Annotated in this window: 32 protein-coding genes; 30 read left to right on the top strand and 2 right to left on the bottom strand. The window is 63.5% G+C overall.

The window, feature by feature from the left end; all coding sequences use genetic code 11:
- The first annotated feature begins 5 nt into the window (after window positions 1–5).
- The 30 genes from HBF32_RS05880 (at window position 6) to HBF32_RS06025 (ending at window position 15532) form a co-directional block, all read left to right on the top strand.
- On the top strand, window positions 6–632 hold the full coding sequence (locus HBF32_RS05880; RefSeq protein WP_166698776.1) for a hypothetical protein: 627 nt from the start codon (window positions 6–8) through the stop codon (window positions 630–632).
- Between the two features lie 19 nt (window positions 633–651).
- Window positions 652–1251: a hypothetical protein gene (locus tag HBF32_RS05885; RefSeq protein WP_166698777.1), complete on the top strand. Its 600-nt coding sequence runs from the start codon at window positions 652–654 to the stop codon at window positions 1249–1251.
- A gap of 189 nt (window positions 1252–1440) precedes the next feature.
- On the top strand, window positions 1441–1713 hold the full coding sequence (locus tag HBF32_RS05890) for a hypothetical protein (protein ID WP_166698778.1): 273 nt from the start codon (window positions 1441–1443) through the stop codon (window positions 1711–1713).
- The gene (locus tag HBF32_RS05895; protein ID WP_166698779.1) at window positions 1710–1952 is read left to right on the top strand and encodes a hypothetical protein; all 243 of its coding nucleotides are present in this window, start codon (window positions 1710–1712) and stop codon (window positions 1950–1952) included. The genes HBF32_RS05890 and HBF32_RS05895 overlap by 4 nt, the downstream gene beginning before the upstream one ends.
- On the top strand, window positions 1949–2260 hold the full coding sequence (locus HBF32_RS05900; RefSeq protein ID WP_166698780.1) for a hypothetical protein: 312 nt from the start codon (window positions 1949–1951) through the stop codon (window positions 2258–2260). Before HBF32_RS05895 ends, HBF32_RS05900 begins: the two co-directional genes overlap by 4 nt.
- Window positions 2257–2469: a hypothetical protein gene (locus tag HBF32_RS05905; protein WP_166698781.1), complete on the top strand. Its 213-nt coding sequence runs from the start codon at window positions 2257–2259 to the stop codon at window positions 2467–2469. Before HBF32_RS05900 ends, HBF32_RS05905 begins: the two co-directional genes overlap by 4 nt.
- Window positions 2466–2627: a hypothetical protein gene (locus HBF32_RS05910; RefSeq protein ID WP_166698782.1), complete on the top strand. Its 162-nt coding sequence runs from the start codon at window positions 2466–2468 to the stop codon at window positions 2625–2627. Before HBF32_RS05905 ends, HBF32_RS05910 begins: the two co-directional genes overlap by 4 nt.
- Window positions 2627–2827 carry a hypothetical protein gene (locus HBF32_RS05915; RefSeq protein ID WP_166698783.1) on the top strand — a complete coding sequence of 67 codons (201 nt, stop codon included), beginning with the start codon at window positions 2627–2629 and terminating at the stop codon, window positions 2825–2827. The genes HBF32_RS05910 and HBF32_RS05915 overlap by 1 nt, the downstream gene beginning before the upstream one ends.
- Before the next feature lie 25 nt (window positions 2828–2852).
- Window positions 2853–3284, top strand: a complete 432-nt coding sequence (locus HBF32_RS05920) for an Lcl C-terminal domain-containing protein (RefSeq protein WP_166698784.1) — start codon at window positions 2853–2855, stop codon at window positions 3282–3284.
- A gap of 54 nt (window positions 3285–3338) precedes the next feature.
- Window positions 3339–4427, top strand: a complete 1089-nt coding sequence (locus HBF32_RS05925) for a recombinase RecT (protein WP_275690412.1) — start codon at window positions 3339–3341, stop codon at window positions 4425–4427.
- Window position 4428: 1 nt separating this feature from the next.
- Entirely contained in the window at window positions 4429–5034 is a 606-nt protein-coding gene (locus HBF32_RS05930) for a hypothetical protein (protein ID WP_166698786.1), read from the top strand.
- On the top strand, window positions 5031–5789 hold the full coding sequence (locus HBF32_RS05935) for a hypothetical protein (RefSeq protein ID WP_166698787.1): 759 nt from the start codon (window positions 5031–5033) through the stop codon (window positions 5787–5789). The genes HBF32_RS05930 and HBF32_RS05935 overlap by 4 nt, the downstream gene beginning before the upstream one ends.
- Before the next feature lie 3 nt (window positions 5790–5792).
- Window positions 5793–6140: a winged helix-turn-helix domain-containing protein gene (locus tag HBF32_RS05940; protein ID WP_240147794.1), complete on the top strand. Its 348-nt coding sequence runs from the start codon at window positions 5793–5795 to the stop codon at window positions 6138–6140.
- 18 nt (window positions 6141–6158) lie between these two features.
- Window positions 6159–6533, top strand: coding sequence for a hypothetical protein (locus HBF32_RS05945; protein WP_205287713.1), 375 nt, complete (start codon window positions 6159–6161; stop codon window positions 6531–6533).
- Window positions 6534–6571: 38 nt separating this feature from the next.
- Window positions 6572–7369 carry a DUF2303 family protein gene (locus HBF32_RS05950; protein WP_166698788.1) on the top strand — a complete coding sequence of 266 codons (798 nt, stop codon included), beginning with the start codon at window positions 6572–6574 and terminating at the stop codon, window positions 7367–7369.
- A gap of 192 nt (window positions 7370–7561) precedes the next feature.
- Complete coding sequence (locus tag HBF32_RS19245; protein ID WP_166698789.1) at window positions 7562–7903, top strand: Gp49 family protein; 342 nt, start codon at window positions 7562–7564, stop codon at window positions 7901–7903.
- Between the two features lie 62 nt (window positions 7904–7965).
- Complete coding sequence (locus tag HBF32_RS05960) at window positions 7966–8388, top strand: hypothetical protein (protein WP_166698790.1); 423 nt, start codon at window positions 7966–7968, stop codon at window positions 8386–8388.
- Window positions 8389–8405: 17 nt separating this feature from the next.
- A complete protein-coding gene (locus tag HBF32_RS05965) occupies window positions 8406–9038 on the top strand; it encodes a 3'-5' exonuclease (RefSeq protein ID WP_166698791.1) in 633 nt (210 codons plus the stop codon).
- Window positions 9035–9487, top strand: coding sequence for a hypothetical protein (locus tag HBF32_RS05970; RefSeq protein WP_205287714.1), 453 nt, complete (start codon window positions 9035–9037; stop codon window positions 9485–9487). The genes HBF32_RS05965 and HBF32_RS05970 overlap by 4 nt, the downstream gene beginning before the upstream one ends.
- Window positions 9484–9747, top strand: coding sequence for a hypothetical protein (locus HBF32_RS05975; RefSeq protein WP_166698792.1), 264 nt, complete (start codon window positions 9484–9486; stop codon window positions 9745–9747). Before HBF32_RS05970 ends, HBF32_RS05975 begins: the two co-directional genes overlap by 4 nt.
- Window positions 9744–10010: a hypothetical protein gene (locus HBF32_RS05980; protein WP_166698793.1), complete on the top strand. Its 267-nt coding sequence runs from the start codon at window positions 9744–9746 to the stop codon at window positions 10008–10010. The genes HBF32_RS05975 and HBF32_RS05980 overlap by 4 nt, the downstream gene beginning before the upstream one ends.
- Window positions 10010–10840, top strand: a complete 831-nt coding sequence (locus tag HBF32_RS05985) for a hypothetical protein (protein ID WP_166698794.1) — start codon at window positions 10010–10012, stop codon at window positions 10838–10840. The genes HBF32_RS05980 and HBF32_RS05985 overlap by 1 nt, the downstream gene beginning before the upstream one ends.
- Complete coding sequence (locus tag HBF32_RS05990) at window positions 10837–11040, top strand: hypothetical protein (protein ID WP_166698795.1); 204 nt, start codon at window positions 10837–10839, stop codon at window positions 11038–11040. The genes HBF32_RS05985 and HBF32_RS05990 overlap by 4 nt, the downstream gene beginning before the upstream one ends.
- Window positions 11033–11374: a hypothetical protein gene (locus HBF32_RS05995; protein ID WP_166698796.1), complete on the top strand. Its 342-nt coding sequence runs from the start codon at window positions 11033–11035 to the stop codon at window positions 11372–11374. Before HBF32_RS05990 ends, HBF32_RS05995 begins: the two co-directional genes overlap by 8 nt.
- Entirely contained in the window at window positions 11367–11639 is a 273-nt protein-coding gene (locus tag HBF32_RS06000) for a hypothetical protein (RefSeq protein WP_166698797.1), read from the top strand. The genes HBF32_RS05995 and HBF32_RS06000 overlap by 8 nt, the downstream gene beginning before the upstream one ends.
- A complete protein-coding gene (locus tag HBF32_RS06005) occupies window positions 11632–12702 on the top strand; it encodes a phage Gp37/Gp68 family protein (protein WP_166698798.1) in 1071 nt (356 codons plus the stop codon). The genes HBF32_RS06000 and HBF32_RS06005 overlap by 8 nt, the downstream gene beginning before the upstream one ends.
- Window positions 12699–13121, top strand: coding sequence for a zinc finger domain-containing protein (locus HBF32_RS06010; RefSeq protein ID WP_166698799.1), 423 nt, complete (start codon window positions 12699–12701; stop codon window positions 13119–13121). Before HBF32_RS06005 ends, HBF32_RS06010 begins: the two co-directional genes overlap by 4 nt.
- 187 nt (window positions 13122–13308) lie before the next feature.
- Window positions 13309–14496 (top strand): tyrosine-type recombinase/integrase, encoded by a 1188-nt coding sequence (locus tag HBF32_RS06015; RefSeq protein WP_166698800.1) that lies wholly within the window; start codon window positions 13309–13311, stop codon window positions 14494–14496.
- Between the two features lie 143 nt (window positions 14497–14639).
- Window positions 14640–14846: a hypothetical protein gene (locus HBF32_RS06020; RefSeq protein ID WP_166698801.1), complete on the top strand. Its 207-nt coding sequence runs from the start codon at window positions 14640–14642 to the stop codon at window positions 14844–14846.
- Window positions 14843–15532: a hypothetical protein gene (locus HBF32_RS06025; protein WP_166698802.1), complete on the top strand. Its 690-nt coding sequence runs from the start codon at window positions 14843–14845 to the stop codon at window positions 15530–15532. Before HBF32_RS06020 ends, HBF32_RS06025 begins: the two co-directional genes overlap by 4 nt.
- Window positions 15533–15888: 356 nt before the next feature.
- On the opposite strand, the gene HBF32_RS06030 is transcribed toward HBF32_RS06025, so the two are convergent.
- The gene (locus HBF32_RS06030) at window positions 15889–16422 is read right to left on the bottom strand and encodes a dihydrofolate reductase family protein (protein WP_166698803.1); all 534 of its coding nucleotides are present in this window, start codon (window positions 16420–16422) and stop codon (window positions 15889–15891) included.
- A gap of 28 nt (window positions 16423–16450) precedes the next feature.
- Complete coding sequence (locus HBF32_RS06035) at window positions 16451–16837, bottom strand: VOC family protein (protein ID WP_166698804.1); 387 nt, start codon at window positions 16835–16837, stop codon at window positions 16451–16453.
- Window positions 16838–16855 lie beyond the last annotated feature (18 nt).

The raw sequence follows: 16855 nt of genomic DNA on the forward strand, positions 1-16855 counted from the left end.
AGGACATGTCGGTAAAGGATCCAGAAGAATATCTAGAGGCACTGATTCGGAAGCATGCAGCTGAGGGAAACATCATTCCGTTCCCGAAAAATCCATTGAAACGCGCCGTGGCGCCGTCCGCGCCGGTCGTGGTCAATGGAGACGGAAACGCGGCGGTGTACGGTTCCAACAATCACATCTCCATCAACGTGGTAAGGACAACGCGGCGAGTGGTCGCCGAGGTGAAGCCGGGAACGGTGCACATCACGGACCGCCAGGCGGCGCTCCTGAAAGACCTCGTTTCCGTGGTGTGCAAGGCCAGTGGGAAGTCTCACCAGTTCGTGTGGAACCAGCTGCTCCGGCATATGGTGGTGCCGCAGTACCGGCTGATCCCGGAGGCCGCCTACCCCGATGCCGTGGCCTACCTCGAGAAGTGGCTGGCACGCCTTACACCCGTGGTCGAAGACGATGAACAGGCCAAGCGGAGGCGGCACCTGGCCTACATCAAGATCAACCAGAAGAAAAAGCGCATGGCAGATAGCTTGATCGCCAAGTTCGTGCAGGAAGTGCTTGGAAAAACCGGCCTCAGCGACTGCTCCAACCGAGACCTGGAGTTCGTGCGGGGGCTCGTGAAGACATGGTCACCGAAGTGAATCGTCGAGGGCAATGAACATGAGGCTGATCGTCATAGCAACGGCACTCATCCTGTGTGGGTGCACAAAGACCATAACCATGGTCTACCACTCGCAACCCGAGGGGGCTGCAATCGTCCAGGACGGCAAGACTATCGGGCGTTCCCCGGTCACGATGAAGTATCAAGCACCTGCGACCTTCAATGACGGAGGGTGCGCAGCGCTCGGCCAGACGGGTGCCGTGTGGCAGAGCGGCGTATCGACGGCGCCCACCGCCCTCACCGTTTGTAAGCAGAACACCTACCTGCAACACGTCGTCATTCAACGCCCCGACGCACCCGGACTAGAGGCCGACGTCGCAGCTGCTCTCCCGAGACCAGCGCCAGTGGCGGAAGACAGCGGCGATGGCTTGCTAGGAGCGATCATCATCGCCGGCGCATTGTCGTCGAGCCGCCCCGCTCCACCCCCTCGCTACCAACGCAGCGCATCGCCTGCCCCGGTTACCCCTGTACAATCCAGTGGTTTTCCGGCGCCCCGTGGCTTCACATCGCCTACCACCTACCAGAAGATCGGTAACACGGTCTATGGCAGCGACGGGACCAGCTGCCAGCGAACTGGCGATGTGGTCACCTGCAAGTAGCCGTCACACCCATGCCCCCCCCCGAAGCCCCGCCCGTGCGGGGCTTTTTATTGGCCTTCGCTCAAAACATGAATGAATCCTGAACAATAAACCGTCGCAGTAAAATCAATCCGAAGAAATTACCGTTTCGGTGTTGACCGAAATTATCGTTTCGGTAATATGCATCCCACACACAGCACGGGGGTGCATATGAACGACCAGGACATCCAGTTTCTTGCCCAGCCCGCCGGCCGCGACTTCCGCGGCGAAGTGGTGGACGGGGCGACCCACGAGACGCTTGCGCGTACCTCGCTGACCTATCCCACGCCCCACCTCGCCCAGATCGGCGCCCGCACCATGTGGCAGGCCCGCGCCCAGCGCATCGCGACCACGATGCACGGCCGCATGCCAGCGATGGTCGTAGCGCTCGCCACCGCCACTGCCGTCATGGGCGCCCTCGGCCGCGCGGCGGGCCTCGTATGAACGTCCGCACCGAAGACGCCTTGATGGCGACGAGCCTGCGTGTCGGCGCCGAAGCGGGCTCCATGTACCGGCTCACCCAGCACTTCACCGGTCCGGCCGACGTCAAGGAAAAGCTGGACGCGGTACGCGCCTCGCTGAACCTCGCGGCCCTCGTGCTGATGGACCTCGCCCTTGAAGTGCAGCATCCCGTAGAGCATTACACCGCGCTCGCCGAGCAGGCGAAGGCTGGTGTTGCATGAGCCGCTACTCCGATGCCGAATACGAAGCCGCCATCGAGGAAATGATGGACCAGCCGCGCTACATCGCGGACTTCATCTTCGACGGCGCCGAGACGGAAGAACTGGTTCGTCTCCTCCTTTCCCGCGGCCTCCCGTTTCGCGATGGCACCGCACGGGACGGCCGCTTGCTCGACAGGTACAACGAGCAGATCGACGCTCTGAAGGCCGCTTTCACCACGTTCGCCCACGAAGGCAAGACCGCGAAGCACGCGAGCCGCGTGGATGCGTTCCTGGACTACCAGCGCCAGCAGATGGAGGACGCGGCATGACCAGCCAAACCCTGCGCCAGCGCATGACGCTGCGCTACGCGTCCATCAAGCAGGACGGCGACAGGCAGGTGCGCGCCGAGGCAGCGGTCTCGGCGCCGTCTTCGACGCCCACGCTTCAGCGCTTCTTCGAGAGCGGCAAGGGCCTCACGATCCTATTGACCATCGGCCTTGCCATCCTCGCCCTCGCCGCGAGCGGGAGGCTGCCATGAGCGGCCTCTGCGATCTCTACGACTATCCCGAGCACGAGCGCGTCGCGATCGCGATGGCCGTGCGCGATTCCCTTATGCCGGCCACGGCACCAGTTCCCCTGGTTGCATCCCCCCCTGTGCACGCCGTGGCCGGCACCTCTACCGCGGAGGTGCCGTGATGCGCCTCGCCATCAGCCGCAGCTGCAACCCACTCACGCCGAAGGAGCGCATCGCCACCTTCCGCACCGAACTGCACCAGCGGGCCGACTTCGAGCCGCTGGTCTATGACGCACGTGTGGCCCGAGGCCTCGCATGGCGCGCAGCCCTTGCCCGCCGCCCCATCCCGCGCCACCGCGCACTCGTCCCGGTTTCTCAGTAGCCCGATCAACCACCAAGGAATACCGATGTCCAACGAAGCAATTGCCACCCAGCGTCACGTGCTCATCCACGACGGCCAGATCGTCGTGGACAACGAAACGGGCCTGTGGTGGCCCGTCAATGACAGCGACGAGTGGTTCACTCCCGACGAAGCGGCGAAGTTCTGCGAGGACTTCCGCCTCGGTGACTACAACGATTGGTTCCAGCCCAATCTACAGCAGCTGGAGTCCATCCGCTCCACGGATCACTACGAGCCGGCGCTGTTCCCGCTCTTCAAGTCGAACGGCGGCTGGGTGTGGACGAGCACGCAGACCCCGTGGACGAAAGACGAGAAGGGCTCCGCCCGCTCCTTCTTCTTCGTCGGCATGGGCAGCGGCTACGTCGGCAACGACTACGCCAGCAGCCGCTTCCGGGTGCGCCCGTGTCGCGTGGGCGGTCCGGTGCCGGCCGGTCAGTAATCGGCCATTGAACCTATCGACGTTGCGCCGGCTCCGGCCGGCGAAGGAATTCGAATGAACGCATCTACGAACGTCGCGGCTCGCAAGCCCGATACATTCCCTTCCATGCTGGAGCGCTTCAAGGGTGAAATCGGTCGCGCCTTGCCGAAGCACCTTGACGGCGACCGCATGGCGCGCATCGCTCTGACAAGCTTCCGCAGCAATCCGAAACTCGCCAAATGCGAACCGCGCAGCGTGTTCGCCTCCATCATTGTTGCCTCGCAGCTGGGGCTCGAGCCGGGTGTCATGGGCCAGTGCTATCTCATTCCCTACAAGGATGAGTGCCAACTGCAGATCGGCTACCAGGGCCTTATCGAGTTGGTCCGCCGTTCCGGCAAGATCAAGCGCGTCGAAGCCCACGTCGTACACGCGAACGACACCTTCACCTATCGCACCGGTATGCAAACCGTGCTCGAACATGAGCCGGTTCTCGAAGGCGATCCTGGCGAACCGCGCCTGGCTTATGCCGTCGCGGAATTCGTTAGCGGCGGCTTCCACGTCGAGGTCATGACGAAGCACCAGATCGAGGCCATCCGCGATCGGTCGCAGAATGTCCAGAACGCCAAGAAGTATGGCAAGAAGACCCCCTGGGACACCGATCCCGAGGAAATGTGGCGAAAGACTCTCGTCCGCCGCATCTGCAAGTACCTTCCGAAGTCGGCGGAACTGGCAACCGCTATCGCGCTGGAGAACACCAGCGATCGCGGCGCACAGCAGCACATCGACATTGATGACGCCATCGACGGAACGTGGGCTCCGGTCGAGGCCGACGATGATGCGGCAGTCGTCGTCGAAATGCCGAAAGAGAAGATCGCGGCCGCTACCCCGGCACCGGCGCCGGCACCGACTGCCGCTCCCGAGAGCGCGCCGGCGTCGCAGGAAACCGAGACTGCCGCACCAACCGCAGGCGACACGACTCCTTCGGCTGCTGACCAAGAGCCGGGCATCTTCGGCCTCAGCGATGCCATGGACCGCCTGCTGATGGAATCCGCCCGTGTCGCCGGCGTGACCCGCGAGCAGCTGATCGCCCAGTACGGTCGCATCGACCTGTCGAACTACAACGGCGTTCGCGCCGACCTGAAGTCGATGGCCGAGGGGGGCTGACATGCTGAATCGGCTCGCCTATGACGACGCGTTGCACGAGTACCGTTTCGACGGGCAACTCGTGCCGAACGTCACGAAGATCCTCAGCCGCCTTACGGCTGAGGAATATCGCGGCGTCGACCGCGAGACGATGGAGCGTGCCGCCTTGCTCGGCAAGGCCGTGCACAAGGTCATCGAACTCGATCTGCGCGACACCCTCGATACCGACAGCCTGTCTGAAGGTCTTCTCCCCTACTACGGAGCGTGGCTCAACTTCCTTAACACCAGCGGCTTCAAGGCGCTGCTGAGCGAGCAGCGTGTCTATTCCGAACGGTACGGCTATGCCGGCACCCTCGACCTCTTCGGTCGCCTGAACAATCGCCTCGCAGTCATCGATGCAAAGCGCACCGCCGCCGTGCCGCGCACGGCCGGTCCGCAAACCGCTGCGTACGAAGCCGCGCTCAGGGAGTCCCGCCCGGACCTCACCGGCGCCCTGCCCATCGACCGCTTCGCCCTGCACCTGCGCGCTGACGGCACCTGGCGTCTCGTCCCCTTCGCCGAGCGAAGCGACCTTCGGGTCTTCCTCGCTCAGATCACCACCCTTCAATGGCTGAGGCAAGCCGCATGACCGACACCAACTATCCCGAGGTTGCACAGGCTGGCCAGTTGGCCGACCGCGCCCACGAACTCGCCCTCGCGGTGAAGATCGACTGCCCCGAAATGCTCGACATCGCCAGCGACGAGCTACGGGGCATCGTCACCCGCCGCAAGGAAATCGAAGAACTGCGCTTCTCCATCACCCGACCGATGGACGCCGCAAAGCAGAAGGTGATGGATCTCTTCCGCGCGCCGTTGGACCGACTGGGCCAGGCCGAAAGCCTGCTGCGGGATGAGGTGACGCGCTACCAGCGCGAGGAACGCGAGAAGGCCGAGGCCGCCCGCCGCGATGCCGAGCAGCGTGCCGCACAGGAACGGGCCGAGGCACAGCGTCGCGAGCAGGAAGCCCTGGACGCCGCAGCGGCCGCCGAAGCGGCGGGCGACCACGAAGCGGCCGCGGCCGCGACGCACGCGGCCGAGGCGGCCCGCGAAGATGGCGACCTCGCCCTCATTGCTCCCCTGCCCGTGGGCGCTGCCCGCGCTCCGGCGAAGGTCGCGGGCGTCAACGCCCGCAAGACCTGGAAGGCGGAGGTGACCGACTTCAAGGCGCTCGTCGTCGAGGCGGTGAAGCGGTCGGAGAACGGCGACGACTTCCTGCTCACCTTCATCGCACCCGACGACAAGGTGATCGCCCAGGCCGCGAAGGCGATGCAGGCGAAGCTCAACGTACCCGGCATCAGGGTCTACGCCGAGGACTCGCTCAGCGTGCGCCGGAAGACGGGATAACCGATGTCGTCCGCCGCGATCGCCGCCCAGCTTTCCCTCGACTTCGCCATGCCGCGGCTACGGCAGGTGGAGACGCCGGCGGCGCGCGCGACGGACCCGATGACCTCCCACCTCGCCGCCGAGCAGATCACCGCCAGCGGCAAGCGGGGACAGCAACAAGCCCAGGCGATCGCGGCGGTGCGCGCGTTCCCCGGGATGACCAGCTTCGAACTCGCGATGAGGACAAAGCTGGACCGCTACATGCTCGCCCGCCGTCTGCCGGAATGCCTTACCACCGGAGCCGTGAGGAAGGACGAGCCGCGCACCTGCTCCATCACCGGCCGACTGGCCACCACCTGGTTTCCAACCTGACCACCACGAGGACATGCCGTGAGCACGAACAAGCCTTCCCCGAACCGCACCGACTTTTCTGCCCTGCTGGCCGACTTGCATGCCGGCGTCTTCGAGCAGCAGGTGAATGCCGCCATCAGCGACGTGGCCGCCAATGTCTGCACCCACGGCAAGAAGGGTGAGGTGGTTCTCAAGTTCACCATGAAACAGATCGGCGACTCCAACCAAGTCGCCATGACCCATTCGATGAAGTTCCTCGTGCCGACCGCACGCGGCCGCATCGTCGAGGAAACCGCCGCCGACACGCCGCTGCATGTCAGCAAGGGCGGAAAGCTGACGCTCTATCCCGAAGAGCAGCGCGAGATGTTCAACCGCGAAGGCGCGGTGCAGTCGGGCTCCACCGCCTCGCACTGATCCACCACCAACCGCACTCCAAGCAGCAAGGAACCCACATGGATTCGTCCGCCCTCAAGCTCATCCAACTCACCGCCATCGAAGCGGAGAAAGCCAACCGCCTCGACACCCACATTCCGGCCGTCCTGCACGAGGGGGGCATCCTCTCGCTCGAATCGCTGCAGGAAGGCCGTTCCCGCTTCCGTGGCAAGTACACCACCGATTCCATCGAGGCCTTCGTCTCGTACGTGCAGGCGCATCCCGGCGGCGAGGGCTTCGTCAACACCGAGAACGTCAGCGCGAAGGTTTACTTCAACATCGGCACCACGGATGCCCCCGGCCATGCCGACTGGACGGGCGAACTCAAGCTGAAGCACACGCCCGAGTTCTCGGCATTGCTCCAGGTCAACGGCCGCAAGCTGACGCAGCGCGACCTCGTCGATTTCATCGAGGACTGGGGCCATTGCATCACTCCGTTCGACAAGGATGGCCAGCCCATCAAGCCTTCCGTGGCACTCGGTGCCATTCGCAATATCTCGATCAAGGCGAGCAACGAATCGAACCATCAGGAGCGCGACTTCGGTGCACGCCGCTCGGCCGTCGAGGACATCGAGGCTAGCGCGGAGAATGGTGTCCCCTACTCCTTCGGCTTCGTCGCGATCCCGTACCCGGGCCTGATGCAGCGTTCCTTCACCATGCGCCTCTCCATCCTCACCTCGGGCGAGAAGCCGCTTCTCGTGCTTCGCATCATCAGCATCGAAAGCGCCGTCGAAGCGATCGCCCAGGAATTCAAGCGCACGCTCGAAGCCCAGGTCGGCGATGCCGCAACCTTGGTGCTCGGCAACTTCAGCCCGTAACCGCATCCCGTAGCTCCCGCGAGGGAGGCGCGCAGGGTGACCCGCCACCCGGTTCCTGCGCGCGGCATGTGGTGGCAGCGGCCGGCGGCAAACAGCCGGCGGACAGTGCGGAAAGGCGCTCACCTGGTGGTCAAACGAGAGTCGCCACCCCCGGACGCGAGTAACCGGAAAGTCACCCACCGAGGAATTCCCGTGAACGACGAACAGATCGAAGAACAGATACAGGCCAAGGGCCTGAACGCACCGCGCATCACTCCGGCCGATATCGAGAACGAAATCGTCGGTGAGTACAGCTTCGTGGTCGGCGATGTGCTTCAGCAGGCCCCCATTCTCGACTCGGTGAAGCTCCTGACCATCAGCGTCCTCGTCCTGCGTAATGGCTTCACTGTGACGGGCGAATCGGCATGTGCTAGCGCCGAAAACTTCGACGCCGACATCGGTCGCAGGGTTGCCCGCGACAAGGCCGTGTCGAAGATCTGGCCGCTGCTCGGGTTCCGTCTCCGCGACCAGTTGGCGGTCAACGCCGCCGCGTAACAATCCCGACTGCTATCGGTGTGCCGCATCGACTGGTGCGGCACATCCTCGAGGAATCTCCAATGTCCGAACGCGATGCCATCGCGGCAGCCATTACCGGCGCCGAATACCCCTTCCGCCTCTCCGCCGGTATGCGTGATCGCGCCAAGGCCGCTGGCGTCGTCATCGTCTACGGTGCCAGCGATGACCTGATGGAGTTCGACGGCGCGTATCGGGGCGAACTCGATGCCTACGAAGGCACCACCGCCTATGTCGACAAGGAAGGCGTACTCGACCGCGCTGCCCTCGAAGATGACGACGACCAGGCCATTGCCGCCTACGTGACGCGCAAGCGCGCCGCAAGGGAAATCGAGGCCCTCTGGGATCCCGGTGACGGCTACAGCTGGACCTACAAGACCGACATCCCCCACGCCACGTTCGAAGTCATCGACACGGATGGCGAGAAGTACTGCCGCGGCATCGTCTTCAACCTCGCCGACCTCTGACCCTACAAGGAATCCCCATGCGCGTCCTCGTCTACGATACCGAGACCACCGGCCTGCCCGACTGGAAGCAGCCGAGCGAATCGGAGCACCAGCCCCACATCGTGGAACTGGCAGCCCTCCTGTTCGACACCAACACGCGGGAGTTGATCGCCAAGCAGCACACGCTCATTAAACCGGACGGCTGGATCATTCCCGACGACGTTGCCGCGATCCATGGCATCACGACGGAACGCGCGGCCACTGAAGGGATCCCGGAAGCCGAAGCCCTGGCCGGGTTCCTCGACCTGCACGCCATGACCGATCTGCGCGTGGCGCACAACGAGAGTTTCGATGCCCGGCTCATGCGGATCTGCATCAAACGGTTCGCCGCGGGTGATACGCAGGAAGCCCGCGACCTGATCGCCGATGCCTTCAAGGCCGCGCCGGCGTACTGCACCTGCAATTCGGCGAAGCCGATCATGAAGCTGCCGGCCACCGAGGCCATGCGCCGCAACGGCAAGGGCCACTGGTTCAAGCCCCCCAACCTGCAGGAGGCGCACCAGCACTTCCTCGGCCAGACGTTCGAGGGTGCCCATAGCGCGCTGGAAGACGCCCACGCCTGCGCACGCGTGTACTTCGCCATCCAGGCGCTGACGAGGGCGGCCGCGTGAACGCCGAGCACATGACGGTACAGCAGGCGCTCGCGTTGGCGGACCAGGCCTGTCCGCTGCCGTCCCTCGGCGGCCAGGCCTTGCGCGTACTCCGCGCGCATGTGCAGCTGTTGGAGGCCGAGGTCGCGGCCCATCACGGCAAAGCCGCCTCGAAGCCGACCAGCGGCGTCGCCCGCATCGCCGCCGAGCGGACCCGGCAGATCCTCGCCGAGGGATGGTCGACCGCGCACGACCGGCAGCACGGCGCCGGCGAACTGGTCAGCGCCGCCTGCGTCTACGCCATGGCCACGCTGGAGACGGGCGTCCCGCCGATAGCGGTCATGAACCTTTGGCCGTGGGCCCGCACCTGGTGGAAGCCCGGCACGCCGGTTCGCAACCTCGAAAAGGCGGGGGCGCTGATCGCCGCCGAAATCGACCGCCTCACCCTCACCGATGAGGCCACGCCATGAAGCGGAAGCTCATCAGCCAGCGCGAGGCACGGGCATTGCGCCATCGAGTGCTGGTTCTCGAAGCACGCGAGAGCGAACGCCTGGAAGCTTGGGTGCAGAACTATCCCGGAGGTACACACATCGCTCGAACCAACGTGCTCGACGTCACGGCCGCTCGCATCCACACCGCCCGCCTTCTCGGTCATGCCGTCGTCGTCACGGACGACGGAGGCACGTTGAATTTCTACGCCTTACCTGTAGCCGAGGAACCGAAGGCATGAGCAACGAACTGAAAGCTTTCCAGTGCGACGAAACCGAGCTTTTCGCAGCGGTCAGCGCCGAGCAGGCCGCCGAATTGTACGAGGAATGGACTGGCGAGGCACCCGAGGCGCCGTATCCGGCCGAACTTACCGATGTTCAGTTGGACGAGCCGATTCCCGACTTCGACGAGGACGAGAATCCCACCGGCGAGATGACCAGCGTCCGCCGTTTCCTCGCCGAGCATGGCGAGGAACCTGGCTGGCTTGCGGGGAGCATGGGCTGATGAACGACGAATCCAGCAAGTACCGAGCAGTCCAGGGAACCATTGTCAGCGGCCGAGCCAACAGCTTCGCCGGTTTCATCCTTGAGGTTGCCGCGGACATCAGCTACGCCGTCGGCGACCGCCTGTGGATATCGAAGACCGTTCCCGCCTCCCAGCCTGCCGAGCAGCCGAGGGGCTTGCGTAATTACATCCTCAAAGCACTGGGCGGCTACTTGGAACGATATTGGCCCGATAGCCCGGTGAATTATGACGATATGGCCGACTACATTACGCAAGCTTTGCCTGCTGCCCAGCCGAAGCCCGAGCAGGCGGTGGACGATGGGGTGGTGGTCGGATACATCCGCGAACAGGATGTTGCGCACCTGAAAGGCGGAAACCGCAATGGCTGGCGATGGTCGTACATTGCGAGCGCCCCGAATGAAAGTCACACACTACCCGTCTACACCACCCCGCACCCGGCAGACGCCACGCCTGCCGAGGTGACGGACGTCCCAACGCCGACCTCAATTGATCGTCGCCACCCGAACCAAGCATACGTGACGGTTGGCTTCGACTCGGAAGACGCGTGTAGCTCGTTCATCAAGGCGATTTCCACGCACGGGCTTCGTCTTGCCGCCCTCGCCTCACCCAGCTCCGGGGCGGTGGTGCCGGAGGCCCTGCTTGCCGATCTTCGTAAGTTCCACGAGGAAACCGAGGCATGCGACGAGTTCGATCTCACCAGCGAAGCAACGGCAGCGCTGCTGTCTGCGAACCTGATCGAGGGGACGCACTTCGTGCTTACGGCGAAGGGTGAGGCGCTGCTCGCCGCCGCGCCGGAGGTGAAGTCGTGAGCAACGAAGCTTTCTACTTCGACGCGCTCAAGCGCATCGCCAGCTACCAGTCGCCGGAGAAACTTCGCCGGAATGCGATCAAGCAGTATGGCCTCTCCGGAGAGGAAGCAATCGAGATGGCCTACGAGAACGTGATCGAAGAGGCCAAGCGCGCGGTGAAGGGCAAACGCAGGCCAGCGCCGGAGGTGCCCCATGGCTGACTACGTGACACTGCTCGGCGCAGAACAGGTGCAGGCCGCTGGACACCACATGGCGCGGGCTGCCGACGACATGCGGAACGCCGCTTATTCGATCTCTGAGTCCGTCGATAGGCTGACGCGTGCTCTCGATGAGCATGCATCGCGAATCGAAGCCGCGCAACGGGCCGGCGGCGATGACCGTCGGCTGATCGGATGGCGAACGGCTGATTACACGGCCGAAACCAGCGACCCAGACCAAGCGAAGAATTGGTCTACCAACGTTCCCGTGCTACCCATTTTCGAAGGCGACCCGAACACTCGGCTAGTTGCCACGCAGGAGACATCCCATGGATAAACGCAACCCGATCTTGATTGGTCAGGCCGAAGTGATCGACCTGGTGCAGCCGCAAGTTCGCACCATGCTGGCGACCGACGGGTTCTATATCGGCACGGATACGGAACACCCAGATTTTGAGGTGCCGCTCGTCGTCATCAACGGCAAGGTTTACGGCATGACCGTGGATAACGAACTGGACCCGGAGCGGTTCAAGGACTCCCTGCTGCTGGCCGGGCCGTTCCGCGGTCTGCAGGAGGTTCCGCAGGACGAATCGAATGGGTGACCAGACCGCTATCGAGTGGGCCGATGCCACGTTCAACCCGTGGATCGGCTGCACCAAGGTATCGCCTGCCTGCGATCACTGCTACGCCGCGGTCAGCACGCCGGCGCGCACGCTGGGCGTCAGCTGGGGCGCTGGCCAAGCTCGTCGGCGGACGTCGGCCGCCAACTGGAAGCTACCTCTGCGCTGGAACGCGAAGCGCTTCATGGCGTGCGGTGCGTGCGGCTGGCGTGGCGAATGCGACGCCGAGCTGATTGGGTGCGGCCGCTGCGGCTCCATGGACGTGGACGACACCCGTCGCCGTGTTTTCTGCGCCAGCCTCGCCGACGTGTTCGACAACGAGGTCGATCCCCTATGGCGGCGTGACCTGTTCGAGCTGATCCTCAAGACCCCGAACCTCGACTGGTTGCTGCTGACGAAACGGATCGGGAATGCCGGCAGGCTGATCGAAGAGCAGCGGCTCCGGCACGCCCGCTACTTCGACGAGTGGGCATTCTCGGAGGGATGGTTGAAGGGCGAGCCGCCGGCAAACGTTTGGCTGGGCGCGACCGTCTGCAACCAGGAAGAGGCTGACAGAGACATCCCGAAGCTGCTTGCCCTGCCCGCACGCGTCCACTTCGTCTCGATGGAACCGCTTCTCGGTCACGTCGACCTTGAGCATGCATGCGGTCTCGGACGTGGCATCCCTTCGTGGGACGACAGCGCCGATGTGGCTGCGGACGCCATGGCGTTACGCTATGGCGACACGTCGCGCCTGGATTGGGTGATCGTCGGCGGTGAGAGCGGCCCCGGCGCCAGGCCCATGCATCCGGACTGGGTGCGATCGCTGCGCGACCAATGCGCCGCCGCTAGCGTGCCCTTCCTATTCAAGCAGTGGGGTGCCTGGGCGCCGGACGACGGTCGCCATAGCGAAAGGATGTTCGTCTACCGCAGCGGCATGTCCGACATACCCGACTTCCGCGTGCCCGACCCTGCGAACGATGGCGAAACCGAAATGGCACCGGTCGGCAAAAGGAAGGCCGGCCGAATGCTCGATGGCCTGCATCACGACGGATTCCCATCGTGACTGGCACGATAAACATCGGCCTGACCGCCTACCACGCCGTGGGCAACCTCGTATTCGTGAAGGTGCCCAGCGAGCGCGGCCGTTACATGCTCACGGATCTGTGCGTCATCGCGGTCCCCTGCCCGCTATGCGGCGCTGTCGTCGGCGAGCCCTGCCGCTCCTATTACGGCCTGCGGTACTGGGAAAAGAGATACCCCGACACGAAGCCCAGTGCGCACACGCAGGGCGTGCACGTGAACCGGAAGCATGCGGCGGACGACAAGTACGGCCGTGGTTGGAAGAAGACCGTGCTCGCTCACTACAGGCTTCACCTCGCCGCCAGCGACGTCGAGGCGGCGATGGCCCACCTGCCAGAGCCGGAACCCGAGCCGGACCCCATGGATATCGACGTGCCGGTCACACGGCGCACGGAGGGCTGATGTTCGAGGGTTGTTGAGGGTTAAGAACAGTGCTTCCTTACGTCACGATAGAGAAATTCTCGGCTGATTCCGGGTACTCACCGGAGGCCGTGCGCGCGAAGATCAAGAAAGGCGTGTGGCTACAAGGCCTAGTCTGGTGCAAGGCACCGGATGGCCGCGTGCTGATATCGCCGGAGGGCTATGGGAAATGGGTCGAGGGTCAAACACTGGCGGCAGCAAGCCGGGCGGTGTCAGGAAAGAGAGCGAGAGCAGCATCCTCGTCGATTTCACTTATCGCGGGGTCCGTTGCAAGGAGCGGCTGAAGCTACCCCCGACCAAGGCGAACCTGAAGCTTGCCGAGCACCTGCGCGCCGAGATCCTGACCGAGATCGGCCGCGGCACGTTCGAATACGCCAGGTACTTTCCGGACAGCCCGCGCGCCGCCACCCTGGCCAAGTCACCAGGTGCGGCCACCGATATCGCCTCGGCGTTACGCCAATGGCATGCGGGCATGAAGAGCCAACTCGAGCACACCACCGTCCGCGATTATGGCCTCGCGATCGAGAACGTCTGGGTGCCGAAGTTCGGCGCGCTGCGCCTTACCGAACTGTCGCGAGCCATGCTGAAGGAATGGGTCGCCGAGCAGACCTGCGGGCTGAAGCGGATCCGCAACCTCCTGCTCCCGATGCGCGGCATGTATGCCGCGGCGATGGAGGACGAGTTGATCGAGCGGAACCCCTTCACCGACTGGACGCCGCGCAAGGTCGAGCCGCCGAAGGAGGACGATGACATCGATCCGTTCTCTCCGGACGAGGTGAAGGCCATCCTCGCCTCATGCGATGGCCAGGCGCGCAACTTCTTCCAGTTCGCGTTCTGGACCGGCCTTCGAACCAGCGAACTAATCGCCCTACTGTGGGACGATGTCGACCTCGTGGGACGGACGATCACCGTTCGCCGCGCGAAGGTCCGGCGCAAGGTGAAGAGTCCGAAGACTCGCGCGGGCCGCCGAACCCTCACCCTGCTGCAGCCGGCGTACGAGGCGCTGGTAGCCCAACGCGCTCACACCCAACTCGCCGGCGAGGAGGTCTTCCACAACCCCCGCACGAACGAGCCTTGGGAGCATGACGGCCCCATCCGCAAGACCGCCTGGACACCCACGCTGAAGCGCGCAGGCATCCGCTACCGCTACCCCTACCAGACCCGCCACACGTTCGCGTCGACGCTGCTCAGCGCGGGCGAGAACCCGGTGTGGGTGGCGAACATGATGGGTCACAAGGACTGGACGATGATCGTGAAGGTGTACGGCCGCTGGATACCGTCGGTGGCGCCCGACGCCGGCCAGAAGGTCGCGGCGCTTTGGGCCGGAAATGGGACGGATCAGGCGGCAAGTGGTTGATATATCGATGAGGCGCGCGGGTTCGACTCCCGCCACCTCCACCAATTTGGCCCTCTAAGTATGATTGCTTAGAGGGCCTTTCTGTAAGTGGGTGTCAGGGATATATCATTGACGCCTCTGCCTTTTCATGGAAAGGTGTGCTCATGACCAAGAAAGCGACTCCGCCCAGTGCCCGGAACCTTGTTCGAAGGACTCTTAAGCAGAAAAAGCTGAAGAGTGCCGCAGCAAGCGAATCCAGTGCGGACGCGATCAAGGCGATGTACACCATGTCTTCGCGGAAAGGCCTGCGGCTTCTGAAAGAAGGTGGCATCGTCACGCCGAAGCACAAACTGGCCCGCCTCTACCGGTGAACAACGGCCACCTGCTGGTTGCCTATCACGGATGCGATATCTCTGTCCGCGACGCCTTGGTCACAGGCGAGCTGCCTCATCTTGATTTCAGCCAGAATCGCTACGATTGGCTCGGCCCTGGCGTCTACTTCTTCGAAGGTGACATGCACCGGGCAATGCGCTTCGCTGAGGCGTCTCGCGACAATCCGGAAAAAATGTACACCGCCCGGCCCATTGTTCAAGCTGCTGTGGTCGGCGCAGTATTGAGCGTGCATCGCTGGCTCGACATGACGACGCAAGAAGGGCTGTTGGAATTCAGCGAAGCCTACCCGCTTATGATCCGATCAATGACAGCGGGTCACGTTGAATTACCCGAGAATCAGCCTACAAGCCCCGACGATACCGATGTCTTGCTGCGTCAACTCGACAACGCGGTGTTCAAGTTCATTCACGACGTGCGTCTTGATCACGGGGCTCCGGACTATCAAGCTGTCCGTGGCGCATTCCGACAAGGCGAAGAGCTTGCCCCTAATTCGGGCTTTCACGCCCAGACGCACGTTCAATTGGCGTTGCGCGATCCTGACTGCGTGCTGGGTTGGTTCTTGGTGCCAGGCGACCGATTGCTCAGTTCTCGCGAGCTTTCGCAAGCTAAAGCGCGAGTCGAACGGGCGGTGCGGGGGCGCAAACCTCGTGTACACGTGTCCTAAGCAAGGCGCCGTCAATCGAGCAAATGGGTCAATGCCGACGCATTGGCCCATTTTGCTTTTTTAGGCGGCAGAAAAACCCTTCAATCTATCGTCGAATTTCATGACCCGACGCTATCGCCCCACGGATGGTGCTTCGTCGACCGTCACATTCACGTTCATCTGGCCCAGATGGAGCAATGGGTCGCCCGAGTGGTGCCTGCACCGGCCGTGGTCCACGCATATGCGGATCCGATGGCCAGCGCGACAGCAAAAATCGCTTTCGTCATGTTGTATCCCCCCTGGGCTCGTGCCGACCTCAGGTCGTCCTGCGAGTCGAGCCGAATCTCGCATGGCTACCAGGGGGCTACAAAGCGAGATCAAGCTGGAACGTAAGTCAGCCTGATCACATCAGGCGCGACGATCTCGTTTGCCACAAGGCGAAGCCGTGACCGAGGGCCGGCGAAGAAAGGCTTACCGTGTCCAAGGACCACGGGGTGGATGTAGAGGCGATACTCGTCGATCAGATCAAAGCCGGCCAAGCTGCCTGCCAGTTCCGATCCGGCGACCTCGATCACTCCACCGAGCGTCGCCCTCAACTGACGTATCGCCGCCGCGACGTCCCCGGCGACGAGGGTAGCGTTCGGGCCAACCGATTTCAGCGATCGCGACACAACCCACTTCGGCCTGCTCCGCCATACCACCGCGTACTCGCGTTCGGGCGCACCCCATTCCGGAAGATCGTCGTCCCAATACCGCATCACCTCGTACATCCGGCGACCGTAGATCATGCCCGTCAGGCCGCGGACGTCTTCGATGAAGTGCCGGAAGAGCACCGGATCGGGAGGCCCGAGTTCCTCATGCTCGACGTAACCGTCCAAGGACTGGTTCAGTGCGAAAACGAGCTTCGCCATGGATTGACCTCCCGTGCTTCGGCCGCGGTCACCCCCCGTCAGGTGGCTGCCAGAGTTCGATCTTGTTCCCTTCGGGATCGATGACCCACCCGAACTGCCCGTACTCCGAGTCGGGGGCCTTTTCGAGCACGTTGCAGCCTTCTTCGCGCAACGCCGCGAGCAGTGCGTCCAGGTTGTCCACGCGATAGTTGATCATGAACGGCGATGCGCCCTTCGGGAATTGCTCGCCGCCTGCTTCACCGATCGACCAGATCGTCATGCCTTTGCTCGGGTGCCCGGCATCGTCCGACCATGGGAAGACGGCACCGCCCCACTCCAGTACGTCGATGCCCAGATGGTCCCTGTACCAATGGCGCAATCCGACGGGATCCTTCGCCTGGAAAAAGATCCCTCCGATACCCGTGACTCGCTTCATCAGACGACTCTCCTTGAC

Origin of the sequence: Luteibacter yeojuensis (assembly GCF_011742875.1) — a bacterium.
GTDB lineage: Bacteria > Pseudomonadota > Gammaproteobacteria > Xanthomonadales > Rhodanobacteraceae > Luteibacter > Luteibacter yeojuensis.